The organism is Stenotrophomonas sp. Steno-Z1 (assembly GCF_056393175.1).
Map to the genome: position 1 here is coordinate 165,662 of NZ_JBWJPB010000007.1, position 26,969 is coordinate 192,630.

Annotated in this window: 21 protein-coding genes; 9 read left to right on the top strand and 12 right to left on the bottom strand. The window is 68.8% G+C overall.

Annotated elements, in window-relative coordinates:
* Positions 1-58 precede the first annotated feature (58 nt).
* From AC06FD_RS16725 to AC06FD_RS16745, 5 genes are read left to right on the top strand one after another with little or no spacing between them, the layout of a single operon-like run.
* Complete coding sequence (locus AC06FD_RS16725; protein ID WP_478078391.1) at positions 59-343, top strand: DUF4190 domain-containing protein; 285 nt, start codon at positions 59-61, stop codon at positions 341-343.
* Positions 344-350: 7 nt separating this feature from the next.
* Positions 351-1,121: a class I SAM-dependent methyltransferase gene (locus AC06FD_RS16730; protein WP_478078392.1), complete on the top strand. Its 771-nt coding sequence runs from the start codon at positions 351-353 to the stop codon at positions 1,119-1,121.
* A 9-nt stretch (positions 1,122-1,130) separates the two neighbouring features.
* Positions 1,131-2,186 carry a quinone-dependent dihydroorotate dehydrogenase gene (locus tag AC06FD_RS16735; protein WP_259208541.1) on the top strand — a complete coding sequence of 352 codons (1,056 nt, stop codon included), beginning with the start codon at positions 1,131-1,133 and terminating at the stop codon, positions 2,184-2,186.
* The gene (gene murB / locus AC06FD_RS16740; protein WP_478078393.1) at positions 2,183-3,232 is read left to right on the top strand and encodes a UDP-N-acetylmuramate dehydrogenase; all 1,050 of its coding nucleotides are present in this window, start codon (positions 2,183-2,185) and stop codon (positions 3,230-3,232) included. The genes AC06FD_RS16735 and murB overlap by 4 nt, the downstream gene beginning before the upstream one ends.
* Before the next feature lie 32 nt (positions 3,233-3,264).
* A complete protein-coding gene (locus tag AC06FD_RS16745) occupies positions 3,265-4,152 on the top strand; it encodes a DMT family transporter (RefSeq protein WP_394163765.1) in 888 nt (295 codons plus the stop codon).
* Positions 4,153-4,210: 58 nt separating this feature from the next.
* On the opposite strand, the gene AC06FD_RS16750 is transcribed toward AC06FD_RS16745, so the two are convergent.
* The 4 genes from AC06FD_RS16750 to AC06FD_RS16765 form a co-directional block, all read right to left on the bottom strand.
* The gene (locus AC06FD_RS16750; protein WP_259208536.1) at positions 4,211-5,239 is read right to left on the bottom strand and encodes a phosphotransferase enzyme family protein; all 1,029 of its coding nucleotides are present in this window, start codon (positions 5,237-5,239) and stop codon (positions 4,211-4,213) included.
* A 96-nt stretch (positions 5,240-5,335) separates the two neighbouring features.
* Entirely contained in the window at positions 5,336-7,561 is a 2,226-nt protein-coding gene (locus AC06FD_RS16755) for a hypothetical protein (RefSeq protein WP_478078394.1), read from the bottom strand.
* Complete coding sequence (locus AC06FD_RS16760) at positions 7,558-8,766, bottom strand: hypothetical protein (protein WP_478078395.1); 1,209 nt, start codon at positions 8,764-8,766, stop codon at positions 7,558-7,560. Before AC06FD_RS16760 ends, AC06FD_RS16755 begins: the two co-directional genes overlap by 4 nt.
* A gap of 91 nt (positions 8,767-8,857) precedes the next feature.
* Entirely contained in the window at positions 8,858-9,385 is a 528-nt protein-coding gene (locus AC06FD_RS16765; protein ID WP_259208529.1) for a DUF3592 domain-containing protein, read from the bottom strand.
* 267 nt (positions 9,386-9,652) lie between these two features.
* Between AC06FD_RS16765 and AC06FD_RS16770 the strand changes: the two genes are divergently transcribed.
* Complete coding sequence (locus AC06FD_RS16770; protein WP_478078396.1) at positions 9,653-10,105, top strand: N-acetyltransferase family protein; 453 nt, start codon at positions 9,653-9,655, stop codon at positions 10,103-10,105.
* Here the strand turns inward: AC06FD_RS16770 and AC06FD_RS16775 are convergent.
* Entirely contained in the window at positions 10,090-10,869 is a 780-nt protein-coding gene (locus tag AC06FD_RS16775) for an NAD(P)H-dependent oxidoreductase (protein WP_478078397.1), read from the bottom strand. The genes AC06FD_RS16770 and AC06FD_RS16775 overlap by 16 nt on opposite strands.
* 84 nt (positions 10,870-10,953) lie before the next feature.
* Between AC06FD_RS16775 and AC06FD_RS16780 the strand changes: the two genes are divergently transcribed.
* Positions 10,954-11,853, top strand: a complete 900-nt coding sequence (locus tag AC06FD_RS16780; protein WP_478078398.1) for a LysR family transcriptional regulator — start codon at positions 10,954-10,956, stop codon at positions 11,851-11,853.
* Between the two features lie 115 nt (positions 11,854-11,968).
* Positions 11,969-15,088 carry a galactose-binding domain-containing protein gene (locus tag AC06FD_RS16785; protein ID WP_478078399.1) on the top strand — a complete coding sequence of 1,040 codons (3,120 nt, stop codon included), beginning with the start codon at positions 11,969-11,971 and terminating at the stop codon, positions 15,086-15,088.
* A gap of 188 nt (positions 15,089-15,276) precedes the next feature.
* On the opposite strand, the gene AC06FD_RS16790 is transcribed toward AC06FD_RS16785, so the two are convergent.
* The gene (locus tag AC06FD_RS16790) at positions 15,277-16,029 is read right to left on the bottom strand and encodes an SDR family oxidoreductase (protein ID WP_478078400.1); all 753 of its coding nucleotides are present in this window, start codon (positions 16,027-16,029) and stop codon (positions 15,277-15,279) included.
* 109 nt (positions 16,030-16,138) lie between these two features.
* Between AC06FD_RS16790 and AC06FD_RS16795 the strand changes: the two genes are divergently transcribed.
* Positions 16,139-17,092, top strand: a complete 954-nt coding sequence (locus AC06FD_RS16795) for a LysR family transcriptional regulator (RefSeq protein ID WP_478078401.1) — start codon at positions 16,139-16,141, stop codon at positions 17,090-17,092.
* A gap of 53 nt (positions 17,093-17,145) precedes the next feature.
* Here AC06FD_RS16795 and guaA read toward each other — a convergent pair whose 3' ends face one another.
* The 6 genes from guaA to der all read right to left on the bottom strand — a co-directional run bounded on the left by guaA (position 17,146) and on the right by der (position 26,961).
* On the bottom strand, positions 17,146-18,711 hold the full coding sequence (gene guaA, locus AC06FD_RS16800) for a glutamine-hydrolyzing GMP synthase (RefSeq protein ID WP_478078402.1): 1,566 nt from the start codon (positions 18,709-18,711) through the stop codon (positions 17,146-17,148).
* A gap of 111 nt (positions 18,712-18,822) precedes the next feature.
* The gene (gene guaB / locus AC06FD_RS16805) at positions 18,823-20,280 is read right to left on the bottom strand and encodes an IMP dehydrogenase (RefSeq protein WP_259208622.1); all 1,458 of its coding nucleotides are present in this window, start codon (positions 20,278-20,280) and stop codon (positions 18,823-18,825) included.
* A 600-nt stretch (positions 20,281-20,880) separates the two neighbouring features.
* A complete protein-coding gene (folD, locus tag AC06FD_RS16810; RefSeq protein WP_259208479.1) occupies positions 20,881-21,762 on the bottom strand; it encodes a bifunctional methylenetetrahydrofolate dehydrogenase/methenyltetrahydrofolate cyclohydrolase FolD in 882 nt (293 codons plus the stop codon).
* A 70-nt stretch (positions 21,763-21,832) separates the two neighbouring features.
* Positions 21,833-23,659, bottom strand: coding sequence for a monovalent cation:proton antiporter-2 (CPA2) family protein (locus AC06FD_RS16815; protein WP_478078403.1), 1,827 nt, complete (start codon positions 23,657-23,659; stop codon positions 21,833-21,835).
* Between the two features lie 250 nt (positions 23,660-23,909).
* The gene (gene moeB / locus AC06FD_RS16820) at positions 23,910-25,049 is read right to left on the bottom strand and encodes a molybdopterin-synthase adenylyltransferase MoeB (protein ID WP_478078404.1); all 1,140 of its coding nucleotides are present in this window, start codon (positions 25,047-25,049) and stop codon (positions 23,910-23,912) included.
* A gap of 520 nt (positions 25,050-25,569) precedes the next feature.
* Entirely contained in the window at positions 25,570-26,961 is a 1,392-nt protein-coding gene (gene der / locus AC06FD_RS16825; protein ID WP_259208475.1) for a ribosome biogenesis GTPase Der, read from the bottom strand.
* Between the last annotated feature and the right edge of the window lie 8 nt (positions 26,962-26,969).

A 26,969-nucleotide genomic window follows, 5' to 3' on the forward strand; every position in this document is an offset into this window, starting at 1 on the left:
TCGATGGGATAAACCGGCCACAGGCACTATCATGGGCACATTGCCTTGGAGGAACCGGATGAACCAGCCACTTCGACAAACCAGCGCGCTGGCCGTGGTCAGCCTGGTCATGGGCATCGTCGGCTGGACGGTACTGCCGTTCATCGGCAGCCTGGTGGCGATCATCACCGGGCACATGGCGCGCGCCGACATCCGTCGCCAGCCGCAGGCGCTGGAAGGCGACGGACTGGCCCTGGCCGGCCTGATCCTGGGCTGGGTGGCGGTGATCGGCAGCATCCTGGTGGTGATGGGCTTCCTGTTGTTCTTCGGTGGACTGGCCCTGTTTGCCGCATCCCATTCGTGAGGTCGGCATGAGCGCATCGGATTCGACGGAACGCTTCAGCAGTCGCGTCGCCGACTACGTCCGCTACCGCCCCGATTACCCGCCGGCGCTGCTGGACTGGCTGCACCGTGATATCGGCGTGCCGACCGAGACCCTGGTCGCCGATATCGGTGCCGGCACCGGCATCTCCACCCGCCTGTTCCTGGCCAGCGGCCACCCGGTGATCGCGGTGGAGCCCAATGCAGCCATGCGCGCGGCCGCCGAACAGTGGCTGGCGCCGGACTACCTGCGCCTGAAACTGGTCGACGGCACCGCCGAAGCGACCACGCTGGCCGACCACAGCGTCGGCCTGGTGGCGGCCGCGCAGGCCTTCCACTGGTTCGACACCACCGCGGTACGCGCCGAATGGGCGCGCATCCTGCACCCGGGCGGCCTGGCGCTGGTGTTCTGGAACTCGCGGCTGCTCGATGCCTCGCCGTTCCTGGTCGGCTACGAACAGTTGCTGCTGGAGTTCGGCACCGATTACACCCAGGTCGCCGAGCGCTACCAGGACGATGACGCCATGCGTGCCTGGTTCGGCCCCGGCCTGCGCGGAATGGCCAGCTTCCCCAACGTGCAGCGGATGGACCTGGATGGCCTGCGCGGCCGCCTGCTGTCGTCCTCCTACGCGCCCCAGGCCGGCCACCCGCGCCACGCGCCGATGCTGGAGGCGCTGCAGCAGCTGTTCGACGCCCATGCGGTGGACGGCCAGGTCGCCTTCGAATACCACACCCGTGCCTCCATCGGCACGCTGGACTGATAGAACGCCATGTACTCGCTTGCCCGTCCCTTCCTGTTCGCCTTCGATGCCGAGCGTGCCCACGGCCTTGGCCTGAGCGGCCTGGAGCTGGCCTACCGCACCGGCACCACGCCGTTGCTCGCCGGCCGCATCGCGCCGCTGCCCACCCAGGCCTTCGGCCTGGCGTTCCCCAATCCGGTCGGCCTGGCCGCCGGGCTGGACAAGAATGGCGAGCACATCGACGCGCTGCTGGCGCTGGGCTTCGGCTTCGTCGAGATCGGCACCATCACCCCGCGCCCGCAGGCGGGCAACCCCACACCGCGCCTGTTCCGGCTGCCGGCGCACCAGGCCATCATCAACCGCATGGGGTTCAACAACCTCGGCGTGGATGCGCTCGTGCGCAACGTCGAACGCGCCAAGCGCCGCACCGGGCTGCTCGGCATCAACATCGGCAAGAACAAGGACACCCCCAACGAGCAGGCGTTCGACGACTACCAGCACTGCCTGCAGAAGGTCTACCCGCTGGCCGACTACATCACCGTCAACATCTCCTCGCCCAACACCGCCGGCCTGCGCGAACTGCAGGAAGAGAACGCGCTGCGCCAGCTGATCTCGCAGCTGCGGGACAGCCAGGAAACATTGGCCGCGCGGCATGGCAAGCGCGTGCCGATGCTGGTCAAGGTGGCGCCGGACCTGAGCGACCGCGACATCGACGCCGCCGCCCGCGTGCTCAGCGAGCTGAAGGTGGACGGGGTGATCGCCACCAACACCACCATCGACCGCAGCGCCGTGGCGGGCGACCCGCGCGCGCAGGAGGCCGGCGGCCTGTCCGGCGCGCCGCTGCTGGGCCAATCAACCCTGGTGCTGCGCCGCCTGCGCGCACGCCTGCCCGAATCGATGCCGCTGATCGGCGTCGGCGGCATCCTGTCCGGTGCCGATGCCGTGGCCAAGATGTCCGCCGGTGCCGCGCTGGTGCAGTGCTACAGCGGCCTGATCTTCCGTGGCCCGGCCCTGGTGCAGGACTGCGTGGAGGCCATCCGCCGTCGCCGCGAAGCACCCAGCCGTGGCGCGGTCGCCCCCCTATGAGTAATGCGATGCCTGCCTGGACCCTGACTGAAAACGCCTCGCTGAAGGCGCTGAACACCTTCCACGTCGAGGCCAGCGCCGCGCAGTTGCTGGAACTGGACGATGTGACCCTGCTGCCGGACGTGCTGGCCCTGCCCCAGGTGGCGGACCGGCCGCTGCTGGTGCTCGGCAGCGGCAGCAACGTGCTGCTGGCCGGCGACGTGGAGGGCACCGTACTGGTGTTCGCCAACCGCAGCATCGACATCCTGGAACACCGCGCCGACCACACCATCGTGCGCGCCGGTGCCGGCGTGAACTGGCATGGACTGGTGATGTGGTCGCTGCAGAACGGGCTGTCCGGGCTGGAAAACCTCGCGCTGATCCCCGGCACTGCCGGCGCCGCCCCGATCCAGAACATCGGCGCGTACGGCGTGCAGGTGGACGAGTTCATCCAGGCCGTGGAAGCGTGGGACCGCGAGGCGGCAGCCTGGGTGCGGATGGACGCGGATGCCTGCCGGTTCGGCTACCGCGACAGCGTGTTCAAGCAGTTCCCGGACCGCTACCTGATCAGCGCCATCGAACTGCGCCTGCCGCTGCTGCACGCGCTGCGCCTGGGATATGCCGGGATCGACGGAGAAATGCAGGCGATGGGCGTGGAGCTGCCGGTCGCCGCGGACGTGGCCAACGCGGTGATCAACATCCGCCGGCGCAAGCTGCCCGACCCTGACGTGCTGGGCAATGCCGGCAGCTTCTTCAAGAACCCGATCCTGCCGCTGGAACAGGTGGAGGTGCTGCTGCAGCACTTCCCCGACCTGCCGGTGTACCCGGCCGACCAGGACGACCGCCGCAAACTGTCGGCGGCCTGGATGATCGAGGCCTGCGGCTGGAAGGGCTACCGTGACGGCGATGCCGGGGTGTCGCCGCAGCATGCCCTGGTGCTGGTCAACCATGGCGCGGCCACCGGCGCGCAGCTGCTGGCGCTGGCGCGGCAGATATCGGCCTCGGTGCTGGAGAAATTCGGCGTGCCGATTGAGCCGGAGCCGCGCCTGATCGGCGCGCAGTGGTGACCCCGCCACTCACCCTGCCCGCCCCACCCCCGATGCGTGCGGCACTGCTGATGCTTGGCAGCACGATGGCGTTCGGGTTGATGGCGGTGGCGATCCGCTACGCCACCCGCTCGGTCCCCACCCAGGAGGTGGCGTTCTTCCGCAACGCCTTCGGGCTGCTGGCGCTGCTGCCGATGCTGCTGCGCCCGGGCCGGGCCTCTCTGCGCACGCAGCAGTTGCCGCGCTACCTGCTGCGCAGCGCGATCGGGCTGGCCTCGATGCTGTGCGCGTTCTGGGCGATCGGCCACCTGCCGATGTCGCAGGCGATCTCGCTGTCCTATTCCACGCCCTTGTTCGTGACCATTGCCGCGGTGCTGTGGCTGGGTGAAACCGTGCGCGCCCGGCGCTGGGCGGCGGTGGTGGTCGGGTTCATCGGGGTGTTGATCATCGTGCGCCCCGGCTCGGACAGCTTCACCCCCGGCATCCTGGTGGCGGTGCTGGCCGCGGTGCTCAGTTCACTGGTGGCGATCCAGATCAAGCAGCTGACCCGCGTGGACAGCGCCGATGCGGTGGTGCTGTACACCTATGTGTTCTGGGTGCCGCTGTCGCTGGTGCCGGCCCTGTTCGTCTGGGTCTGGCCGGCGGGCATGGCCTGGCTGTGGCTGGCGGCGACCGGCCTGTTCGGCACCGTCGGCCAACTGCTGTGGACCCGCGCACTGCGCCTGGGCGATGTGTCCGCGTTGACCCCGATCAGCTTCATGCAGCTGCCGCTGGTGGCGGCGCTGGGCTGGCTGCTGTTCGGCGAACGGCTGGATCGCTGGACGGTGATCGGCGCCGGCATCATCCTCGCCGCCAACGCCTACATCGCCCATCGCGAGGCGGTGCTGTCGCGCCGCGCGGCCTCGCAGGCCGCCTCCGCCGCGGCCAAGCCGGGCGAGTGAGCCGGCCCGGCCGGCGGCGCAAGCGGCAGCGCGCCACGCCATTCGTGGCCCTCCTCGTTCAGTCGACCGCGGCTGCCCAACTGCGTGCGGCGCTGTCGACCACGTTGCCCGGCGCGAACTGCTCGTCCATGTAGCGCAGCGCCTGGCGGCGCTGGGTGGGCGGGCGGGAGGCCGCGCCGGGTTCGAGCAGCAGGTCATGGAACTCCTGCACGTCCTGCAGGATCCGCCAATGCCGGTAGTAGGCCAGCCGCGCCGGCTCGACCGCCACCGGACCGTAACCGTCGCCGAAGCCCGGCGGATCCTCGCGCCCCCAGCGCCCTCCCACGGCGGCGCCGACCAGCATCAGGTCGCGCTCGCGCGGGGCCAGCAACATGTCATCCCAATCGATCAGGCTCAACCCCCCGTCCGCACGCAGCAGCAGGTTGCCCGCGTGCAGGTCGCCATGGCACAGCACCCGCCGCAGCGGCTGCCGGACCAGGCGTTCGCGCAGCGCCACGCAGCGCTGCCAGACCTCGGCGATGCGCGGCCGGTGCTGGCGCCAGCTGGCCAGGTATTGGGCGGCCAGCGCATCGGGCACCGGCCAGCGCGCATCGCCGCGGCGCAACCACGCGCCAACCCGCTCCACGGCGGTGTCGTCATCGAAGCCCGGTTGCGCCAACCCGGCGGCCAGCGCGGGCGGCAGCCGCGCCTCGTGCACCTGGCGCAGCACCTCGCCCAGACGGCGCCACTGCGCCTGCGACAGCGCGGCCTCGAAGCCGGACTGGCCTTCGATATAGGCGAACAGGGTCCATTGCAGGCCATCGGCACGCACCGCCGCGGCGCCATCCAGCGCGGGCTGCGGCGCGGTGACTTCCACCAGGCCCAGCGGCCCGCGCAGGTGCTGCAATACCTGCCACACCGTGTCTTCCACCGCGTAGCGGCGACATTTCAGCCAGTACCGGGCGCCGTCGTGCGCGCCCACCTGGTAGACCGTGGCGCCGGCGTCGGCACCGGCCGGGCGCTGCACCACCGAGGTGGCGCGCACGCCCCAGGCCTGTGCCAGCACCGCGCCAATCTGCGAAGAAGAGAGTTCCTGTGGGTGCAGCATCCATCCGCCGTGTTGCACGAGCATCGCCCCACTATCGCAGAATCGCCGCGCAGTAGCAGCGCATTGCGTCACGCTGCGGCGCGACCGGCATGCTTGCTACGCGGCCGGCCCGGCAGCATCGCGCTCTGCAACCCTGCCCGCCATCGCCTGCAGTTCACGCTGGTGCAGCGTCCGCGCTTCTTCGCCCTGGAACTGGGTGGCAAACAACGGCACCGCGAACACGAACCGCGGGCCGTCATCCTCGCGCCGGATCACGTAGGCCAGCTGCAGCCGCGCCAACGCGCGGCGCAGTGCTTCGGGATCGATGCGCACGCCGGCCCCATCGAAGTCGGCCAGCAACTCGTCCAGCCCCACGCTGCGCTCACCGGTGCCACTGAGCTGCGCGCAGGCGACGCGGTACACCACGATCCGATCGATGCGGTTGGCCTCCGCGTCCGGGGTCAGCCGGGCCCAGCCGGCCAACGCATCGAAGACCGGCTCGGCCACCAGCGCGGCATGCAGGTGCGTCGCGTCGATCACGCGTTCGCCGCGGCCCAGCTGTGCCAGCAGCTGCTGACAGACGATCGCGACCAGATTGGCGCGCCGGCCACACGCGGCCACCAGCCGCCGGGGCAGCTCCGGCGCGCTGAAGTGCACGCCCAGGCGCGCCATCGGCTCGGTTGCCAGGGCCTGGCAGGCCGCCTCCTCCAGCCCGCCGACATGGATCACCTCACCGAAGTTGCGCAGCGGCGAGGCGAAATCCAGGGTGACCGCTTCATACAAGTCCCAGAATCCGGCCAGCATGAAATGGCAGCGCCCCTCTTCGCTGATCGCGCGCAAGGCGGCCAGCTGCGGGTAACCGGCACTGGCGTCGGCGCGCAGGAACAGGTCGGTCTCATCGACCAACAGCAGCAGCCGGCGCCCACCGGCCTGCGCGGACAGCGCGGCGACCACGGCATCGATGTCGGCGGTTTCAGGCAAGCCCAGCTCCACCGCCAGGCGTACGCCGAGGCGGTGGTCGCGCAGCGACAGGTAGCGGCAGTGCACCCGCGGATGCCCGGCGAAACGGCGCTCGATCGCCTTCATCAGGCTGGTCTTGCCCAACTGCCGGCCACCCACCAGCAGGTAGTTGCCGGGCTCGCGGTTGAGCACCCGGGCCAGCAGCGATTCGCGTCCAAAAAACGCCGTCGGCCGGGTGATGCCGCCATGCGTCTGGTAGGGGGAGATGCGGGTCACCTTCAGTTGCCGTGCCAGCAACGCCAGCAGCGCGACCGCGGCATTGGGCTGCAGCAGCCAGCGGCTCTGCGCGACCTGGTCCAGGCAGACGCACAGGTTGGCGGGGTCGTCGGCATGGGCGACCAGCGCGGGCTCGGCTGCCAGCGATGGGCTGACCACCAGGACCACGTCCTGCCCGTTGGGCATGCCGCGCACGTGCTGCACGATCGCCTCGCCGCTCAGGCCGCCGTCGGGGAGGTAGACCCATAGACGCTCCAGCGCCAGGGGCATGGCATCGGGCAGCGTCCACTCGCGCACGCAACCGGGCAGCGACCATCCCGCCGCCGGGGCGTCGACGGCACCGATCCGCGCCGCCAATGCCGCCGCCTGCTGCGTCGCGGGCGCCTCTGCATGGCGCAGTGCCTCGCGCCACCGCACCGTGGCCACGCCGGCGTCGGCCAGCACGCGCGCGCGCAGGCGTACCCAGCCCAACTGCCGGTCCAACGCCGGCAACGCCTGCAGCGGCTGCTCGAACAGGCGCCGCGGCGCGCGCACGATGCCGGCAATGGCCGGCTGCACGCGATACCAGACCAGGCCAAGCGCCACCAGCACCACCAGGGTGATCCCGAGCAACAGGCCCAGCCATTCGATGATGGTCCAGGGCGCACTGGCCTGGCAGTCCGGCGCCAGCCAGCGCGACGGTGGCGCCGGCTCGCCGGGCCGGCAACGCCAACCGCCGGTGGCCGGGGTCAGTGTGTGCTCCAGCACGGTGCCAGCCAGCCCGGCGCTGGCCGGGAAGCGGTCGGTAAACCGCAGCCGCAGCACGAATGGTGCCGGCAGCTCGGCCACCAGCAGCGCCTCCGCGGGGTCGTGCACACCCGGCACGGCGATCTCGGCGGGCCACTCGCCCTCCCGTTCCCAGTAGCCCTGCGCTTCCTCGCGCAACAGCAGCATGTCGATGCGGGCACGCTGCATCAGCATCATGCTTTCGCCGTCGTGCGAGATCTTCCACGCCACCCACGGGTTCAGCATGGGCGCCACGAACAGGCTGGCCACGAACCAGGTCACGGCCACGATCAACAGCAGGCGCACGACGCGCCCACGCGACAGGCCCGTGCCGCGGCTCATGCGGGCACCTCGGCGAGGCCGTCGATCACCTGCCGCGCCGCGCGGCGGATCGCCTCGCAGCGCCATTCCAGCCATGCACCGTCGGCGTGCGCGCGCGCTGCCAGCAGGTTGTGCCAGTACAACTGGCGCAGCAGCGGATCCACCAGGTACGGACGTGCCGGTGCAAGCCGCGGACGCGCCAGCCACGCATCCACCGCGGCGCGCGCGGCCGGGTCGCGCAGCAGCGGCAGCAGGGCTTCCCACAGGCGCGGATGCGTGGCCAGGGCGGCGATGACCGCGTCGTCGTCCAGCGTGGGCGCCGGCGCGGGCGTGGTCAGCAGGGCCAGCGCGGCCTGGGCCAGCAGCGGGTGGCCGCCGGACAGGTGCAGCGCGCGGGCCAGCAGGGCGTCCGGCACGTTGGCTGCGTTGCGCTGCAGGTCCTCCAGGCCCAGTTCGGGCCACTGCTCGCTGGCGGCGATGTTGAGCAGCGACAGGTCGCCGCCCTGGTATTTCAGATCGGCCAGTGCGGCACCGCCACAGATCAGCAGGTGCAGCTTGCCGCTGTACATTTCGCTGAGGCTGCGCAGGATGCCGGCGAGCACATCGCGTGGGCCGGGCGCACCCTGTTCGAAGCGGCTGACCAGGCAGAACAGCGCGCCGGGTTGCTGCAGGCGACGCGCGAGCGCCGCTTCGAAACCGGCATCGGAGTCGATGCCGTCCAGCCCGCACTGCGCGGCCAGCAACGCGAAGTAGTCCTGGTCATCCACGCCGGCACGGAACGGTGGCTGCAGGTGCAACACCCGATCGTGGCCGTAGCGGCGCACCGCTTCGGCGAGCATCGCCTCGCGTTCCGGCGGTTGCCCCCAGTGCGCCTGGGTCAACAACAAGCTCACCGGGTACGGTCGCAGGGCCTGTAGACGGTCGAACAGACGCACCACCGTGGCCGGGACCGGCGCATGCGTGACCGGCTCCGCCGGCTCCACCGGGAACTCCGGCTCGAAACCGGCCGAGCACAGCAGTGCGTTGCTTTCCGTTTCGGTCAGGCGCAGGTAGTTGGCGCAGGCCAGCACGCGGTCACGGTGACGACGGCTGGGCAATGACGCGCCCGCGCGCCAGTTGTTGACCGCCTCGCGGCTGATCCCGATCTCGGCGGCGACGCCGCCGGCGCTGGCCCGGATGCGACGCATGTGGCGCGAGAGCAGTTCCGCGAACGCCGGGACGGGCATGGAGGGGGACCAGAACGGGTGGGAATCGGCCACCCTACCGTGGCCGTTTCTGCTGTCAACCATCGGGGCGGCCTGCCGTGTCGGGACCGGATCAGGCTGCCGATGCGGCGTGTGGCTGGCGCACCACGAACAGCTTGCGGGTCAGCAGCAGGAACACCACGAAGGCCAGCACGCCGAGCAGCACCACGCCGACCGACAACCGGCCCAGCACCGCGCCCAGGTCCTTCTGGCCCTGCAGCCGGTCCATGCGTTCAAACCGTGCCGGGTCGGCGCGGGCATACGCCACCTCGACCTGCGCCCCGTCCTCCAGGTACGGCGTCGCATTGTCTTCGGAGGTGCTGAATTCCCCGTGCCGTGCCACACCGTCGACCACGAACTGATAGCGGAACTGATAGGTGTGGCTGACCCGGCCCTTGCGCCGGCTCTCCTCGATGTGGTCCAGCTGCACGGGCACCTGCACGCTGACCGGATCCTTGAGGATGGCCTGCGCCTGTCGATGGCCACTGAGCGCGGTCCAGGCAAAGCCGATGGCCAGGCCGACGTAGCCAAGGATGCAGAGCCAGCGCGCGGCGCGCGTCAGGCGTGCGTGCGAGGTATCGGAAACGGGAATGCTGATCATGGTGGTCCCCCGGTAGTGATCGTCATGGCCAGCCCTGGATGTGGACTGGCACCGGGAAAGTGTGCGGATGGGCGACCCGCGGGTGAACCGCCAGCCCGTCAAGTTGGCGCGTCACGCACTTGACGATGCGTCAAGCAGCGACGATCAGACGCATTCGTCCCGCAGTCGATGCAACGCCCTTCGCTGCGGGTCGGGCGCGATGCCCGGCGGGTGGCGTCCGCCACGCTCCTGGCCTACGCTCGCCCCATTGCCACACCCGGATACCCCGTGGGAAACACCGTCCAGTTCCGCCTCGCCCACGCCGGCGACCTGCCTGCGCTGATCGACATCGACAGCGTGGCCGCCCACGACCGGCGCCGCGTCGAGCTGTTGCAGCACTGGGTGGCGGCGCGCAGTTGCCACCTGCTGCTGCTCGACGGGCATGTGGCGGCCTACGGCGTGCTCCATCATCACTTCTTCGACAGTGGTTTCATCGAGATGCTGATGGTCGGTGCACACGTCCGTCGCCGCGGCCTGGGCGAGGCCCTGCTGCAGCACCTGGTGTCACGCTGCGAGCGACCGCGCCTGTTCACCTCCACCAACCGGTCCAACCAGCCGATGCACGCGCTGCTGGCGCGCAACGGCTTCATCGCCAGCGGACAGATCGACAACCTCGACCCTGGCGACCCGGAGCAGGTGTTCTTCCGGCCCGGCGCGGGTGCCGATCAGCCTGCGATGTGAATGCCCAGCCCGCCCTCGCCCTCGGCCAGCCCGTCGCGCAGGGTGAGCGTGGGAATCACGTAGTCGCCGCCATTCTGCCGACGGTAGGCAATGGGCGGATCGCTGGCCAGTCCGTCCAGGCGTTTGCCCAGCTGCTCCAGCAGCGCGGGATACGTGGCCTGATCCACCCGGCTGGTGCGGTAGATCACGTGCGCCGGCAGCACCTCGAAGCCGGGATAGAACAGGATGCCGTGCTGGATCGGGAACAGCACGTCCTCGATCGGCCCGTTGATGCCGCGCGGGCCGTAGTGCGACGCCCAGCCGCCGGTGGTGACCACCAGCATCGCGCGCTTGCCTCTCATCGCGCCTTCGCCATAGCGGTCGCCCCAGTGCGTATCCGAATGCTCGCCCACACCGTAGGCGAAACCATAGGCGTACACGCGATCGACCCAGCCCTTGAGAATGGCCGGCATCGAGAACCACCACAGCGGGAACTGCAGGATGACCGCATCGGCCCAGCGCAGCTTGTCCTGCTCGGCGGCGATGTCCGCGCTCTGGGCGCCGGTGGCGAAGGCCTGCCGTGAGTCCAGCGACGCGTGGAAGGGCGCAGACGGATCGCGCCCCACATGGTCATCCGCGTCCACCTGGGCCTTCCAGCGCATGGCGTAGAGGTCGGACACCTGCACGCAGTGGCCGGCGCGTTGCAGGCGCTGGACGGTGAAGTCCTTGAGCGCGCCGTTGAGCGAGGTGGATTCGGGGTGGGCGTAGACAAGCAGGACGTTCATGGGCACTCCAATACGGGACTGCCAACCACCTTAGGCGGCGCCCGGCTATAGTAGAAATGAATTCCTTGCATTCCAGGCATTGCCATGGACGATACCTTGCGTCGCATCGACCTCAACCTGTTGGTGACCCTGCAGGCCCTGCTGGAAGAGCAGAACGTCACCCGTGCCGCCGAGCGACTGCACCTGGCCCAGCCGACGGTGAGCGTGCAGCTGGGCCGGCTGCGCGACGTGTTCGACGATCCGCTGCTGTTGCCCGGCCCCCGCGGCATGCGCAGCACCGCCCGCGCCGATGCGCTGCGCGAGCCGCTCGCCGACGCACTGGCCGCGCTGCAGCGCGCGGTTGCGCCGGTGCAGCCGTTCGATCCCGGACAGGCCGCGCTCACCTGGCGGATCATGGCCTCGGACTTCGGGGGAACCACAGTGGTGCTGCCTGCCCTGCCCGCGCTGCGCCAGGCCGCACCCTCGACGCGGCTGGCCGTGGTCGGCCTGGTACCGGGCCAGATGGTGTCGCAGAGCGAGCGCGGCGCCATCGACCTGGCGATCCACATCACCTCCGAAGCACCACCGAGCCTCCACCACCGCCCCCTGTTCCAGGAGCGCTACGTACTGGCCGGCCGCCGCGACCACCCGCGCCTCAAGCGCCGGCCCACGCTCAAGCAGTTCTGCGCGCTGGACCATGTGATCGTCTCGCCCGATGGCGGCGGCTTCCACGGCAATACCGACAGCGCGCTGGCGCACGCCGGGGCACGCCGCAACGTGGTTCTGTCGGTGCCGCACTTCCTGTTCCTGCGCAGCGTGCTGCTGCGCACCGACCTGGTGGCGATGATGCCCTCGCGCCTGGTCGCGCAGGATCCGGCGCTGAAGGCGGTCCCCGCACCGATCGAGGTGCCGGGCTTCGAGATGGTGATGCTCTGGCACGAGCGCGTGCACCGTGACCCGGCGCACCGCTGGCTGCGCGAACGGATCGTGGCGGGGCTGGGCTGACCGGTACCGGCGGCAGGGCGCAGTCGAAAACGATATTGCGACGCGTCATGTAAACGGTTACATCCCCTGCTAGCGTTGCCCCCACCTCATGTCGAGGGTCGCCGAGGAGAGCTTGATGGGGTTGCCTGCCGATCGCCGCACCGTCCCGCGCCCGCCTGCAGAGCGCCTCGCGCGCAGCCTTCTGCTCCCGGCCCTGCTGCTGGCCCTGGGCGCAGCCGCGCAGAACCTGCCGCCGCGCAGCCAGTGGCACGCCAGCAGTTCCTCGCAGCAGGTCCCGGCGATGGCGGTCAGCCACCTCATCGACGGCGACCCGAAGACCGTCACCGGCGGCGCCTTCAGTCCCGGCCACTGGTTCCAAGTGGACCTGGGCAACACGGCGTCGCTCAGCGGTGCGCAGATCACCTGGGATGTCTCCAACCCGGAAGGCTACACGCTGCAGACCTCGCTGGACGGCACGCAATGGCAGCCCGCCTACACCATGGCCGACTCGCTGGGCGGCATCGAAACCCTGTACTTCGCCCCACGCCAGGCGCGTTACCTGCGCCTGGCCAGTCCGGACCGCACCTCCGACTGGGGCGTGTCGATCTTCGAACTGGAGCCGCTGGACGCCGCCAGCAGCGCGCGCGTGGCCGCGCTCACCCCGCAACAGGCCGCCGCCGTGTGGCAGGGCGGCGGAGCAGTCCCGGTGCCGCCGCTGAAGAGCGGCACGCACGCATTCGACATCACCCTGCCCCGCCCACAGGCCACCACCGGCCTGGTCGTGGAATGGGCCGGCGCGCACGGCGCGGCGCGGCTGCAGGCGCAGGACACGCACGGCGCATGGCGTGACCTTGCCACCGACGCGCAGGCCGGCAGCCGCCCGCAGAGCTGGCTGGCGGGCAGCGCGCCCGTGACGGCCAAGGCGTTGCGCCTGAGCGTGGCCGGCGACGCCCCGCGGGTTGCGCGCCTGCGCCTGCTTGGCCCGAAGGCGGTGATGACGCCGATGAAGCGATACCAGATCGCCGCCAGTGGCGCGCAACGCAGCCTGTTCCCCGCCTCGCTGCACATGCAGCAGACCTACTGGACCGCGGTCGGCATCCACGGCGGCCGGCAGAAGTCGATTTTCGACGAGTACGGCAACATCGAGGCATTCAAGGGGGCGCCGCTGGTGCAGCCGATCTGGCGCAACGCCGATGGCAGCACCGCCGGCGCCGCCGACCATCCCGTGCAGCACGCCCTGCGCGACGGCTGGAAGCCCATGCCGTCGGCCACCTGGTCGCCCCAACCGGGGCTGCAACTGCGCAGCGAAACCTTCGCCATCGAACGCGACGGGCAGCCGGTGACATACCTGCGCCACCGCCTCACGAACACTGGCAGCACGCCGGTGGACGGAACGTTGGCGCTGGTGGTGCGGCCGATGCAGATGAACCCGCCGTGGCAGAACGGCGGCCTTTCGCCGATCCGCGAGATCGCGATCGACGGCCGCAGCGTGCGCGTCAATGGGCGTCGCCTGCTGCAGTCGCTGAGCGCGGTGGATGCCGCCGGTGCCGCGCCGTTCGGGCCCGATGGCAACGCCGAGATCACCGCGGCGATCGCCAGCGGCGTGCTGCCCACCGCGCAGCACGCCCGCGACGCCGACGGCCTGGCGGCGGCCGCGCTGCGCTACCGCGTGCAGCTGGCACCCGGTGAAAGCCGCGCCGTGGTGGTGGCCTTCCCGCTCGGCACCGCCGCGACCGGTTCCGATGGCGCGTTGCCCGAGGCACCCCCGCTGGACCTGGCCGATGCCCCGCGCGACGCCGATGCCGCCTTCGACGCATTGGCCAGGCGCGCCTCCGACGACTGGCAGGCACGCCTGGGCCAGGTCGGCCTGCGCCTGCCCGACCCGTCACTGGTGGACATGCTGCGCGCGCAGGCCGCCTACATGCTGATCAACCAGACCGGGCCGGCCATGCAGCCCGGCCCACGCAACTACAACCGGTCCTTCATCCGCGACGGCATGGCCACCTCGGCGGTGCTGCTGCGCATGGGCGAGGCCAAGGTCGCGCGCGACTACCTGGCCTGGTACAGCGAGCACGGCGTGCACGCCAACGGGCTGGTATCGCCCATCCTCAACGACGACGGCAGCGTCAACACCGGGTTCGGCTCGGATATCGAGTACGACAGCCAGGGCCAGTACGTCACGCTGGTGGCCGACGTCGCACGGCTGGACGGCGGTCCCGAGTCGGTCCGCGACTACCTGCCCAAGGTGAAGGCCGCACTGCGCTTCCTGCAGGAACTGCGCGAGCGCACGCTGGTGCCCGGCTACATGGCCAGCCAACCCTCGCCCGAGCGCTTCGCCGGCATCCTTGCGCCGTCGATCAGCCACGAAGGCTATCCCTCGCCCACCCACAGCTACTGGGACGACTACTGGGGCCTGAAGGGCTGGCACGACGGCGCGTGGCTGGCCGACTCGCTGGGTGACCACGAAACCGCCGCGTGGGCACGCGCGCAGTACAAGGCGCTGTACGACGCCCTCGGTGCGTCGATCCGGGCGACGATGGCCTGGAAGGGCATCGATTTCATCCCGTCCTCGGCCGATCTCGGCGACGGCGATCCGACCGGCGTCTCGATCGCGCTGGACCCGACCGGCGCACAGAGCGTGCTGCCACCCGAGGCACTGCGCACCAGCTTCGCGCGCTACCTGGAGGACGTGCGCAAGCGCAGGCAGCCCGGCGCGCTGTATGCCTATACCCCGTACGAGATCCGCAACGTACTCAGCTACGTGCACCTGGACCAGCCAGCCGCGGCCGAGGAGCTGTTGCAGGGCCTGTTGCACGACCGCCGCCCGCTGGAATGGCAGGTACTGGCCGAAGTGGTGCACTCGCGGCTGCGCTTCCCGCGCTACCTCGGCGACATGCCGCACACCTGGATCGGTGCCGAATACGGGCGCACGCTGTTTGGCATGTTGATGCGCGAAGACGACGACGCACTGTCGCTGCTGCCGGGCACGCCGCCGTCGTGGGTGGCTGGCGAAGGCCTGGCCATCGAGCGCCTGCCCACCGCCTACGGCACCCTGCAACTGCAGGCGCGGCAGCGCGACGATGCGCTGCGGCTCACGTTGGGCCCGGGCCTGCGAAAGGACGCCGCCGTGCGCGTGTGGTGGCCGTCGCGCACGCGGCCGGCCAGCGTGCGCGTGGATGGGCGCGCGGTGAGCGACTACGATGCAGACGGCGTGCTGCTGGCGCGGCCGTTCCGCACGCTGGAGGCGCGCTGGTAACCCCGCAGGGCAGCCGGGCGTGGCCCGGCTCTACAGGGCACGTTGCGGCCAGCGCCGTATCGGCACCGCGCCGGCGCGTTCGGGTAGAGCCGAGCCATGCTCGGCTGCTCCTGCCGCCTCACAGGTTCGGCAACCCCGGTGGATTGGTCTGCGGACGCCCCACCACCGCGCAATATTCAGATGCTCGCTCAGCCATTCAGCAGGCGGCCGCCGTCAAGAACGATTTCAGAGCCGACCGTCCAGCGAGACTCGTCGGAGGCCAGATACAGAACTGCTTTGGCGACCTCGTCAGAGGTACCGAAACGCCCAAGCGGGATGGTCGCCGCGATCTCCTTATTGAGCTGCTCGCGATACGCTTCCGGAATACCGAGCTTGTCGTATAGCGGAGTCTCGACGGGGCCAGGGCTCACTGCGTTGACACGGATGCCACGACCCAGCAATTCGGTCGAGAGCGTCTTCGACATGTTCAGCAATGCGGCCTTCGTCGCGGCATACACCGACGAGCGATCCGCCCCCGCGTGCGCGCTTACGGACGTCGTCAACACCACGGATGCAGGGCGTGCGAAGACCGGCAACAGCGCCTGCATCAGGAAGTAAGGCCCTTTGACGTTGATGTCGAAAGAACGGTCGAACATGTCCTCCGTCCATTCCTCAATGGGCCGCCAGACGGATACGCCGGCATTGAGGAAGGCAACGTCGAGTTGGCCGTAGTGGTCCTTGATGGCTTGGGCCAGCTCCTTTTGCGCTGCAACGCTGGCCGAGTCGGCGCGCAGCACCGGCACCTCCGGCCCCAATTCGGCCTGGGCCTTTGCGATCGAATCCGGGTTGACGCCCGTGACGATCACGCGCGCCCCCTCCGCCAGGAACTGCTTTGCCGTTTCCAGCCCGATGCCACTGGTGCCACCAGTGATCAAAGTACGTTTACCTTGCAAGCGCGACATTTGAATTCTCCGAGGAACGACGACCACCGCGGCCGACATGGAGAACTATGCGCCTATGCGCCGTATCGGATAAGAACCCGCATGGGAATATAATTCATGCAATCCGAGCATGAATCAAGGTGGAGAAGTGGACCGATTTCTTTTGATGACATGCTTCGCGCGCGCTGTAGAAACCGGGAGCTTTTCGGCGGCAGGGCGCGATCTCGGGCTGGGGCAACCCAATGTGAGTCGCTATGTAGCGGCGCTGGAGGACCATCTGCAGACGCGTCTACTGCACCGGTCTACGCGGAAGCTTTCCTTGACGCCGGAGGGCGAGCGCTACTATGCGGACATCCGGCGAATCCTGGATGCGGTGGATGAATCCGAATCGTCCTTCAGGAACAACGTCACCCCATCGGGACTCTTGCGCGTGGCCTGTCCGACAGCGCTCGCACACGCGTTTGTGCTGCCGCATGTGCCGGTCTTTTTGGCGCGCTACCCTGAATTGAACTTGGATCTCCAACTCAACGATCGATACGTAGACCTGGTCAATGAAGGCACCGAACTCGCCATTCGCATAGGTCAGCTTGAAGAAAGTGCCCTGCGCGCCCGGCCCCTTGGCTCGTACGACCGGGTCTTCGTCGCCAGCAAGGAGTACCTGGCCAAGCGCGGAGTTCCGCAGACCCCGGATGATCTACGGCACCACGACTGCATCATCTACACCCTGCTGTCGTCCGGGGCGACCTGGCGCTTCCGGAATACGGAAATTGCGATTGGCGGCAGGCTCAGGGTCAACTCGCCCGACGCTGTGAGCGCGGCGGCCACGGCAGGCCTGGGGGTGGCGCATGGACCTGCCTGGCTGTTCGAGAGCGGGCTGAGCAGCGGGAGATTACAGTTCATTCTCACCCAGCATGTGGCTCCCCCTGTCCCCGTACAGATGGTGTACGTCGCCAATAGACTGCTCCCCACGCGGGCTGTTGTGTTCATGGATTTCATGGCTGACGTGTTTTCAAAGATTCCAGCCTTGAATGGCGGCGGCGCTATGCCGAATCGACAAGACGAGACGACAGAACGTGACCCCTGAATTGAAAAGAGCGCCGAAGCGCTCTTTTCATTTACTTCAATCGACCTGCAGGATCACTCCCACTCGATCGTCGCCGGCGGCTTCCCCGAGATGTCATAAACCACCCGCGACACCCCCCGCAGCTCATTGATGATCCGGTTACTCACCGTACCCAGGAACTCATACGGCAGGTGCGCCCAATGCGCCGTCATGAAATCAATGGTCTCCACCGCACGCAGCGCGATCACCCACTCATACGCACGCGCGTCACCCACCACGCCCACCGACTTCACCGGCAGGAACACGGCAAACGCCTGGCTGGTCTTGTCGTACAGATCGGCCTTGCGCAGTTCGTCGATGAAGATGGCATCGGCCTTGGCCAGCAGCTCGGCGTACTCACGCTTCACTTCGCCCAGGATGCGCACGCCCAGGCCCGGGCCCGGGAACGGATGGCGGTAGACCATGCTGCGCGGCAGGCCGAGTTCGACGCCGAGGCGACGCACTTCGTCCTTGAACAGCTCACGCAGCGGCTCCACCAAGCCCAGCTTCATGTGCTCGGGGAGGCCGCCCACGTTGTGGTGGCTCTTGATCACGTGCGCCTTGCCGGTCTTGCTGCCGGCCGACTCGATCACGTCGGGGTAGATGGTGCCCTGCGCCAGCCACTTGGCGTTCTTCAGCTTGTTGGACTCTTCATCGAAGATGTCCACGAACAGGTTGCCGATGATCTTGCGCTTGGCTTCCGGGTCGCTCACGCCTTCGAGCTTGCTGAAGTAGCGGTCCGCAGCATTCACGCGGATCACCTTGACGCCCATGTGCTCGGCGAACATCGCCATCACCTGGTCGCCTTCCTGCCAGCGCAGCAGGCCGGTATCGACGAACACGCAGGTCAGCTTGTCGCCGATCGCCTTGTGCAGCAGCGCGGCCACGACGGACGAATCGACGCCGCCGGACAGGCCCAGGATCACTTCGTCATCGCCCACCAGCTCGCGCACGCGGGCGATCTGGTCGTCGATGATGTTGGCGGCGGTCCACAGGGTTTCGCAGCCGCACACATCCACCACGAAGCGGCGCAGCAGCGCCTGGCCCTGCAGGGTGTGGGTCACTTCCGGGTGGAACTGCACGCCGTACCAGCGCTTCTCTTCGTTGGCCATCGCAGCCACCGGGATGCGGTCGGTCACAGCCGTCACGGTGAAGCCCGGGGGCGCGACGGAGACGTGGTCGCCGTGGCTCATCCAGACGTTCAACTTGGGCTCGCCGCCGTGGTCGCTCAGGCCCTTGAACAGTGCATCGGGGGCGACGACGTTGACTTCGGCATGGCCGAACTCACGCTGGTCGGCCGCTTCGGTGGCGCCACCGAGCTGGGCGGCCAGGGTCTGCATGCCGTAGCAGATGCCGAAGATCGGCAGGCCGCTGTCGAACACTTCCTGCGGCGCGGCGGGCGCGCCCGGCAGCGTGGTCGACTCCGGGCCACCGGACAGGATGATGCCCTTGGCGCCGAACGCGGCGATGTCGGCCGGGTTGTGGTCCCACGCCCAGATCTCGCAGTACACGCCGAGCTCGCGGATGCGGCGCGCGATCAGCTGGGTGTACTGCGCACCGAAATCGAGGATGAGGATCTTGTCGTTATGGATGTTGGTCATGGTGCCCGGGCAATGCAGGAGTAAATACGGGAAACACAGATTCGTTACCGGCGGCGGATAGAGAAAGAGGAACGGGAATCAGCTTCCTCGTTCCTCTTTGCTCATGCCGCATCAGGCGCGGTAGTTCGGCGGCTCTTTGGTGATCTGCACGTCGTGGACGTGGCTCTCACGCTGGCCGGCGCCGCTGATCTTGACGAACTTCGGCTTGCTGCGCATGTCTTCGACGGTGCCGCAGCCCACGTAGCCCATGGTGGCACGCAGGCCGCCCATCAGCTGGTGGATGATGCCGCCGACCGGGCCGCGGTACGGCACGCGGCCTTCGATGCCTTCAGGCACCAGCTTGTCGGCGCTGGAGGCGTCCTGGAAGTAGCGGTCCTTGGACCCCTTCTCCATCGCGGCCAGCGAGCCCATGCCGCGGTAGCTCTTGTACGAGCGGCCCTGGAACAGCTCGGTTTCGCCGGGCGATTCCTCGGTACCGGCCAGCAGGCCACCGATCATGATGGTGGAGGCACCGGCGGCCAGCGCCTTGCCGATGTCGCCGGAGTAGCGGATGCCACCGTCGGCGATCAGCGGGATGCGGTCCTGCAGCGCCTCGGCCACCAGGTCGATCGCGGTGATCTGCGGCACGCCGACACCCGCGACCACGCGGGTGGTGCAGATGGAGCCCGGGCCGATGCCGACCTTGACCGCGTCCGCGCCGCAGTCCAGAAGCGCCAGCGCGGCTTCGCCGGTGCAGATGTTGCCACCCACGACCTGCACGTTCGGGAAGTTCTTCTTGACCCAGCGCACGCGGTCCAGCACGCCCTGCGAATGGCCGTGCGCGGTGTCCACCACCAGCACGTCCACGCCGGCGGCGACCAGCGCCTCGACGCGGCGATCGGTGTCGCCGCCGACGCCTACCGCAGCACCCACCAGCAGGCGCGTGGCGGTGTCCTTGGCGGCGTTGGGGTAGTCGGTGTTCTTCTGGATGTCCTTGACCGTGATCAGCCCGCGCAGGGCGAACTCGTCATTGACCACCAGGATCTTTTCGATGCGGTTGCGGTGCAGCAGCTGCAGCACTTCTTCCGACGCGGCGCCTTCCTTGACCGTGATCAGGCGATCCTTCTTGGTCATGATGTGGCGGACCGGATCGTCCAGCTCGGTCTCGAAGCGCATGTCGCGGTGGGTCACGATGCCGACCAGCTGGCCGCCGCCGTCCACCACCGGCACGCCGGAGATGTTGCGCGCCTGGGTAAGGGCCAGCACGTCGCGGATGGTGGTTTCCGGGCCGACGGTGATCGGGTCGCGGATGACGCCGGCCTCGAACTTCTTGACCTTGGCCACTTCGGCGGCCTGCTGCTCCACGCTGAGGTTCTTGTGGATGATGCCCATGCCACCGAGCTGGGCCATGGCGATCGCCAGGCGGGCTTCGGTGACCGTGTCCATGGCCGCGGAGAGGATCGGAAGCTTCAGCCGCAGGTCGCGGGTCAGCCGGGTTTCCAGGCTGACATCCTTGGGCAGGATCGTGGAGTGTGCGGGGACGAGCGAGACGTCGTCGTAGGTGAGAGCTTCAGCCTGGATGCGCAGCATCGGCATACCCGAGATGTGGGGAAGCGCGACATTTTACCCTGATTCGGCCGTCTTGGGCAGGGGGCGGATGCGACGCAGTGTCGCGCCAGCGGGGGCCGTAGAGCCGACCGTTGGTCGGCTGCACCTGAACCCTGCCCCGAACCGGGTAGAGCCGACCGTTGGTCGGCTGCACCTGAACCTTCCGCCGAACCGGGTAGAGCCGACCGTTGGTCGGCTGCGCCTGAACCTTCCGCCGAACCGGGTAGAGCCGACCGTTGGTCGGCTGCGCCTGGATCGATGAGCCACCGCGCCGAAAACAGCCGACCAACGGTCGGCTCTACACGACATCGCGGCAGCGGCACCGGTCGGTCGGCACGACATCGCGGCAGCGGCACCGGTCGGTCGGCCCTAGATAGCGGCCGCAGCAGGTCTCGGTCGGCCCGAGATCCCAGCGGCGGCAGTTATCGCTCGGCCCCAGATCGCCCCCACGGCAGGTATCGGTCAGCCCGAGACCGTGGCGGCGGCAGCTATCGCTCGGTCCGGGATCGCCGCCACGGCAGGCATCGGTCGGCCCGGAACCGCAGCCGCGACAGGTGCCGGCCGCGAGTCAGCCCCGGGCGGTCAGAAGGCTTCCGCCGCCTCGATCGTGTTCTGCATCAGCGTGGCCACCGTCATCGGCCCTACCCCGCCCGGCACCGGGGTGATCCAGCTGGCACGGGCGGCGGCGGCCTCGAAACCGACGTCGCCGACCAGGCGGCCGTCGTCCAGGCGGTTGATGCCCACGTCGATCACCACCGCGCCCGGCTTCACCCACTCCCCCGGCACGATGCCCGGGCGGCCCACCGCCACCACCAGGATGTCGGCGTCACGCACGCTGCGCTCCAGCACGTCGCGCGGGGTGAACTTGTGGCAGCTGGTCACGGTGCAGCCGGCGATCAGCAGCTCCAGGCCCATCGGGCGGCCGACGTGGTTGCTCACGCCCACGATGGTGGCGTTGCGGCCGCGCACCGGCTGGTCGGTGTGGCCCAGCAGGGTGACGATGCCGCGCGGCGTGCACGGGCGCAGGCCGAACTCGCGCAGGGCCAGGTGGCCGACGTTTTCCGGGTGGAAGCCGTCCACGTCCTTGCGCGGGTCGATCCGGTGGATCAGGCGGCTGGCATCGGGGATGCCCGGCAGCGGCAGCTGCACCAGGATGCCGTGGATCTTGGGGTCGGCGTTGAGCTGGTCGATCAGGTCCAGCAGCTGGGCCTCGTTGGTGCCCGCCGGCAGGTCGTAGTCGAAGGCCTCGATGCCCACCTTCTCGGCCGCGCGGCGCTTGTTGCGCACGTATACGGTCGACGCCGGGTCGCCGCCCACCAGCACCACGGCCAGGCCGGGCCGGGTGCCGCCGGCGGCCAGTCGGGCATCCACCCGCACCTTGAGGCTGTCCAGCAGGTCTTCGGCGATGCGGCGCCCGTCCAGGATGCGGGCGGGGGCGGCGGATGCGGGGGTCGGTGAGCTCATCGAGGGCGGCAGGCGTGGGGCGGCGGGGACGGTATTGTCCCCGATTACGCCGGCCCCGCCCACCGCTGCGTCATTCCTCTTCGGGCACTTCGTAGGCGTTGAGCGTACGTGCCTTGCGCTTGGGCGCGGTGAACGGGGTGGGCGTGGGCACGCCTGGCAGCGCGCTGCCGAACACCATGTGCGCGCCGGCACGCAGGCTGCCGCCGGCCATTTCCAGCTCGAAGCGCTCGGCGTCGCGCTCGCGGATCTGCTCGGCGATCTCGCGCGCGTCGTCCTGGTCGGCGCCCAGTTCCATCAACGCGGCCTGGCCGAACTGCAGCGCCGACTCGAACGTCTCGCGAATCTGGTAGTCCACGCCGGCATGGATCAGGCGCAGCGAATGCTCGCGGTCGAACGAGCGCACCAGCACCTTGGCCTGCGGGAATTCATGGGTGACCAGCTCGACGATCCGGTCGGCGTCCTGGTCGTTGTTGACGCACACCGCGATCGCCCGGGCCGAGCCGGCCCCGGAGGCATGCAGCACGTCCAGGCGGGTGCCATCGCCGTAGTAGATCTTGAAACCGAAGCGCTCGGCGTTGTGGATCATGTCCACGTCGTTGTCGATGATGGTCACGTCCACGTCGCGCGCCAGCAGCGACTGGCTGGCGACCTGGCCGAAGCGGCCGAAGCCGATCATCAGCACGCTGCCGGACAGGCCGTCGGCCTCCTCCACGCCGTCCAGCGACACTTCGCGGTCGGGCATCAGCTTGTCGTGCAGCAGCACGAACAACGGGGTCAGCGCCATCGACAGCACCACGATCGCGGTGAAGTTGGCGTTGACCTGTACGTCGATCACACCGGCCACCGCCGCGGCGGAGAACAGCACGAACGCAAACTCGCCGCCCTGCGCCATCACCACGCCGCGATCCAGCGCCTGGCGATGATCGCTGCCGAGGATCCGCGCGACCACGTAGATGCACACCGCCTTGGCCAGCATCAGTGCGAACACGCCGGAGACGATCAGCGGCCAGTTGTTGGCGACCACGGTCAGGTCCAGCGCCATGCCCACGCTGAGGAAGAACAGGCCCAGCAGGATGCCGCGGAACGGTTCGATGTCCGCTTCGATCTGGTGGCGGAACGTGGACTCGCTGAGCAGCACGCCGGCCAGGAACGCGCCCATCGCCATCGACAAGCCGCCCAGCTGCATCAGCAACGCCGCGCCCAGCACGACGAGCAGCGCGGCGGCGGTCATCACTTCGCGCGCCTTGGCAGCGGCGAGGATGCGGAACAACGGGTTGAGCAGGAAGCGGCCGACCAGCACCAGGCCGACGATCGCGCCGGCGGCGATGCCGACGGTGACCCAGCGCGAACTCTCGCCGGCGTCGCTGTGCACCGGCGCCATGAACGCGACCACGGCCAGCAGCGGCACGATCAGCAGGTCTTCGAACAGCAGGATCGAAACGATCTTCTGGCCGCTCGGCAAAGCGATGTCACCTCGCTCGGCCAGCAACTGCATCACCACCGCGGTGGAGGTCAACACGAAACCCGCCGCGCCGATGAAGGCCACCGGCAACGGGAAGCCCAGCAGCATGCACACGCCGGTGAGCACCGTGCCGCAGACCACGATCTGCAGCGTGCCCAGCCCGAAGATCTCGTTGCGCAGGCTCCACAGGTGCGAGGGCCGCATTTCCAGCCCGATCACGAACAGGAACATCACCACGCCGAGTTCGGCGGTATGCAGGATCGCCTGCGGATCGGAGAACCAGCCGAAGCCGAACGGGCCGATGGCGAGGCCGGCGGCGAAATAGCCCAGCACCGAGCCCAGGCCCAGCCGGCGGAACAGCGGCACCATCACCACCGCCGCGCCCAGCAGCGCCACTACTTTCACCAGCTCGCTGGCACCTGCTTCGACCGCCATGCGGTTGCTTCCCCGGACTACATAGAGGGGTCAACGATAGGGCAAAGCGCCTGGCGGCAATAGCACGCATGTCGCGCATGATTGTGCCGAAAACAGAACGATGGCGGGATTCACACGGCATATCGTCCCGCAAACAGGGGTGGCACCACGCAACCCGGTAGAGCCGACCCATGTTCGGCTGCTCACGCTGCCGAAGACCGCGCCAAAGGCAGCCGACCATGGGTCGGCTCTACCCTGCCCGTGACCCGCATCAGCGGGCGTTGCAGAACGCGGCGTAGTCGATATACCCGGGAAAGGCCGTGCCCGGCGCGCACAGCGGACAGGCCGGATCGGGGCGCAGGCGGGTCTCACGAAAACGCATGCCCAGAGCATCGAAGCTCAGCAACCGGCCGGTCAGCGGCTCGCCCACGCCCAGCAGCAGCTTGAGCACCTCGGTGGCCTGCAGCAGCCCGACCATCCCCGGCAGCACGCCGAGCACGCCGGCCTCGGCGCAGTTGGGGGCGAACTGCGGCGGCGGCGGCTCGGGGAACAGGCAGCGATAGCACGGCACGTGCCCGCGCTGGCGGCCGGCATCGAACACGCTCACCTGGCCGGTGAAGCGCTCCACCGCGCCATACACCAGCGGGATGGCGTGCCGGATGCAGGCATCGTTGAGCAGGTAGCGCAGCGGGAAATTGTCCGAGCCATCCAGCACCACGTCCACGCCGTCCAGCAGCGGGTCCACGTTGCCGGAGGTGACCCGCACCTGCAGCGCCTCCACCTGCAGGTGCGGATTGAGCGCCATCAGGCGCTCACGCGCGGACAGTACCTTCGGCGTGCCGACGCTGGCGTCGGTGTGGATGATTTGGCGCTGCAGGTTGCTGCGCTCCACCACGTCGTCATCGGCGATCCGCAGGTGCCCTACCCCGGCCGCGGCCAGGTAGAAGCTGGCCGGTGCGCCCAGGCCTCCGGCGCCGACCACCAGCACCCGCGATCCCAGCAGGCGTTGCTGTCCAGGCACGCCCACCTGCGGCAGCAGCAGGTGCCGGGAATAGCGTTCGTTGAAGTCGCGCTCGGCATCGCCCTGCAGCGGCTGCACCAGCGGCAGGCCGTCGGCACGCCAGGCGGTGGTGCCGCCCTGCACGGAGGCCAGGTGGGTGTAGCCCAGGTCGTGCAGCACCCGCGCAGCCTCCATCGAGCGCTTGCCGCTCTGGCAGATCAGCACGACCTCGCGGTCGGTGGCGGGCAGATGGATAGAAGGCTCGGCCTGGAGATCGCCCTTGGCGATGCCGAGCGCCCCCTCGGCCATGCCGGTAGCGCGCTCGTGCGCCTCGCGGACGTCGATCAGCAGGGCGCCATGGACGATGCGCGCGCGGGCCTGCTCGGGGGTGATTTCGGGGACGGTACTCATCCCGGGATTATCGCGCAGGCAGGGCGTGGGTAGAGCCGAGCCATGCTCGGCTGCCGTTGGCATCGATCATTGCCCCCTTGGGGGGCCTGCCGAGCATGGCTCGGCACTACAGGGTGGATGATTGCGCGCTGCTCATGCCGGGATGATCGCGAAGGCAGGCCGCGGGTAGAGCCGAGCCATGCTCGGCTGCCGTTGGCATCAGCCATTGCCCCCTTGCGGGGGCCTGCCGAGCATGGCTCGGCACTACCGGGCTGGATTGTTGCGCGCTGCCCTGCCGAGCATGGCTCAGCACTGCCGGGGGGATGATTGCGCGCTGCTCATCCCGGGACGATCGCGCAGGCAGGGCGTGGGTAGAGCCGAGCCATGCTCGGCTGCCGTTGGCATCGGCCATTGCCCCTTTGCGGGGGCCTGCCGAGCATGGCTCGGCACTACCGGGGTGAATTGTTGCGCGCTGCCTTGCCGAGCATGGCTCGGCACTACCGGTAATGCAGAAGAGCCGGCTTTCGCCGGCTCTTCTGGATTACTTGCCCTTGACGTGCTTGATCAGGCGCCGCTTGCGCTTGATCTGGCGTTCGGTCAGGACGTTCTTCTTGCCTTCGTACGGGTTCACACCCTCGCGGAAGATGAACTGCACCGGGGTGCCAACGAGTTTGAAGCGCTTGCGGAAGAAATTCTCCAGGTAGCGCTTGTACGACTCCGGCAGGTCCTTCAGGCGCGTACCGTGCACGATGAAGGTGGGCGGATTGGAGCCGCCCGGGTGCACGTAACGCAGCTTGGACACGTGACCCCGGATCGCCGGCGGCGGGTTGGTCTCGTACGCCACTTCCAGCGCCTTGTTGACTTCGCTGGTGCTGAACTCATGCGTGGCCGAGGCGTGCGCGGCGTGGATGCAGCGGAACAGCTCGCGCAGGCCCGAACCGTGCTTGGCCGAGATCCGCACCACTTCCGCCCACGGCACGAACCCGAGCTTGCGCGACACCAGCGCTTCGGCCTGCTCGCGCTGGTAATCGGTGAGGCCGTCCCACTTGTTGATCGCCACCACCAGGGCACGGCCGGCATCGAGCACCGCACCCAGCACGCTGGCGTCCTGGTCGGTCACGCCTTCGGCGGCGTCCAGCATCAGCACCGCCACCTGGCACTGCTCGATGGCCTGCAGCGTCTTGATCACGCTGAACTTCTCGACCACCTCCTCCACCCGCGCCTTGCGACGCAGGCCGGCGGTGTCGATCAGCCGATACTCGCGTCCGTCACGCTCCATGTCCACCGCGATCGAGTCGCGGGTGGTACCGGGCACTTCGGAGGCGATCATGCGCTCTTCGCCCAGCAGGCGATTGACCAGCGTCGACTTGCCCACGTTGGGGCGGCCGACAAAGGCGATGCGGATGCGGTTCGGATCGGTGTCGAGGGTCTCGGTGGTGCCTTCTTCCGGCAGCCGCTCCACGACCTCGTCCAGCAGGTCGTCCAGGCCCTGGCGATGCGCGGCCGAGACGGTCAGCATTTCGCCAAAGCCGTACCGGGCAAACTCCGAACGCACGGTATCTTCGTTCATGCCGTCGATCTTGTTGATCAACAGCAGGGTCGGACGTGCCAGCTTGCGCAGCCAGGACAGGATCTCGTCGTCCATCGGGCCCTCACGGGCATCGACCACGAACAGGATCAGGTCCGCCTCGGCGGCGGCGGCGCGGGCCTGGCGGGCGGTAGCGCCGGCCAGACCTTCTTCTTCACCGGCGATACCACCGGTATCGACCACCAGGAACGGGTGGTCTTCGTTAAGACGACAAACACCGTAATTACGGTCCCGGGTCACGCCGGGCTGGTCATGGACCAGCGCGTCGCGCGTACGGGTAAACGCATTGAACAGCGTGGACTTGCCGACATTCGGCCGTCCAACCAGGGCGACCAAGGGCAGCATCGCGGTAA

Bases quoted from the DNA above. Each gene is read 5' to 3' on its own strand.
- AC06FD_RS16750 (WP_259208536.1), bottom strand. From the start codon at position 5,239: ATGCTGCACCCACAGGAACTCTCTTCTTCGCAGATTGGCGCGGTGCTG.
- AC06FD_RS16735 (WP_259208541.1), top strand. From the start codon at position 1,131: ATGTACTCGCTTGCCCGTCCCTTCCTGTTCGCCTTCGATGCCGAGCGT.
- AC06FD_RS16755 (WP_478078394.1), bottom strand. From the start codon at position 7,561: ATGAGCCGCGGCACGGGCCTGTCGCGTGGGCGCGTCGTGCGCCTGCTG.
- guaB (WP_259208622.1), bottom strand. From the start codon at position 20,280: ATGCTGCGCATCCAGGCTGAAGCTCTCACCTACGACGACGTCTCGCTC.
- AC06FD_RS16775 (WP_478078397.1), bottom strand. From the start codon at position 10,869: ATGAACGTCCTGCTTGTCTACGCCCACCCCGAATCCACCTCGCTCAAC.
- AC06FD_RS16745 (WP_394163765.1), top strand. From the start codon at position 3,265: ATGCGTGCGGCACTGCTGATGCTTGGCAGCACGATGGCGTTCGGGTTG.
- murB (WP_478078393.1), top strand. From the start codon at position 2,183: ATGAGTAATGCGATGCCTGCCTGGACCCTGACTGAAAACGCCTCGCTG.
- AC06FD_RS16730 (WP_478078392.1), top strand. From the start codon at position 351: ATGAGCGCATCGGATTCGACGGAACGCTTCAGCAGTCGCGTCGCCGAC.
- guaA (WP_478078402.1), bottom strand. From the start codon at position 18,711: ATGACCAACATCCATAACGACAAGATCCTCATCCTCGATTTCGGTGCG.
- AC06FD_RS16725 (WP_478078391.1), top strand. From the start codon at position 59: ATGAACCAGCCACTTCGACAAACCAGCGCGCTGGCCGTGGTCAGCCTG.
- AC06FD_RS16795 (WP_478078401.1), top strand. From the start codon at position 16,139: ATGAATCAAGGTGGAGAAGTGGACCGATTTCTTTTGATGACATGCTTC.
- AC06FD_RS16765 (WP_259208529.1), bottom strand. From the start codon at position 9,385: ATGATCAGCATTCCCGTTTCCGATACCTCGCACGCACGCCTGACGCGC.
- AC06FD_RS16785 (WP_478078399.1), top strand. From the start codon at position 11,969: ATGGGGTTGCCTGCCGATCGCCGCACCGTCCCGCGCCCGCCTGCAGAG.
- moeB (WP_478078404.1), bottom strand. From the start codon at position 25,049: ATGAGTACCGTCCCCGAAATCACCCCCGAGCAGGCCCGCGCGCGCATC.
- der (WP_259208475.1), bottom strand. From the start codon at position 26,961: ATGCTGCCCTTGGTCGCCCTGGTTGGACGGCCGAATGTCGGCAAGTCC.
- AC06FD_RS16760 (WP_478078395.1), bottom strand. From the start codon at position 8,766: ATGCCCGTCCCGGCGTTCGCGGAACTGCTCTCGCGCCACATGCGTCGC.
- AC06FD_RS16790 (WP_478078400.1), bottom strand. From the start codon at position 16,029: ATGTCGCGCTTGCAAGGTAAACGTACTTTGATCACTGGTGGCACCAGT.
- AC06FD_RS16815 (WP_478078403.1), bottom strand. From the start codon at position 23,659: ATGGCGGTCGAAGCAGGTGCCAGCGAGCTGGTGAAAGTAGTGGCGCTG.
- folD (WP_259208479.1), bottom strand. From the start codon at position 21,762: ATGAGCTCACCGACCCCCGCATCCGCCGCCCCCGCCCGCATCCTGGAC.
- AC06FD_RS16780 (WP_478078398.1), top strand. From the start codon at position 10,954: ATGGACGATACCTTGCGTCGCATCGACCTCAACCTGTTGGTGACCCTG.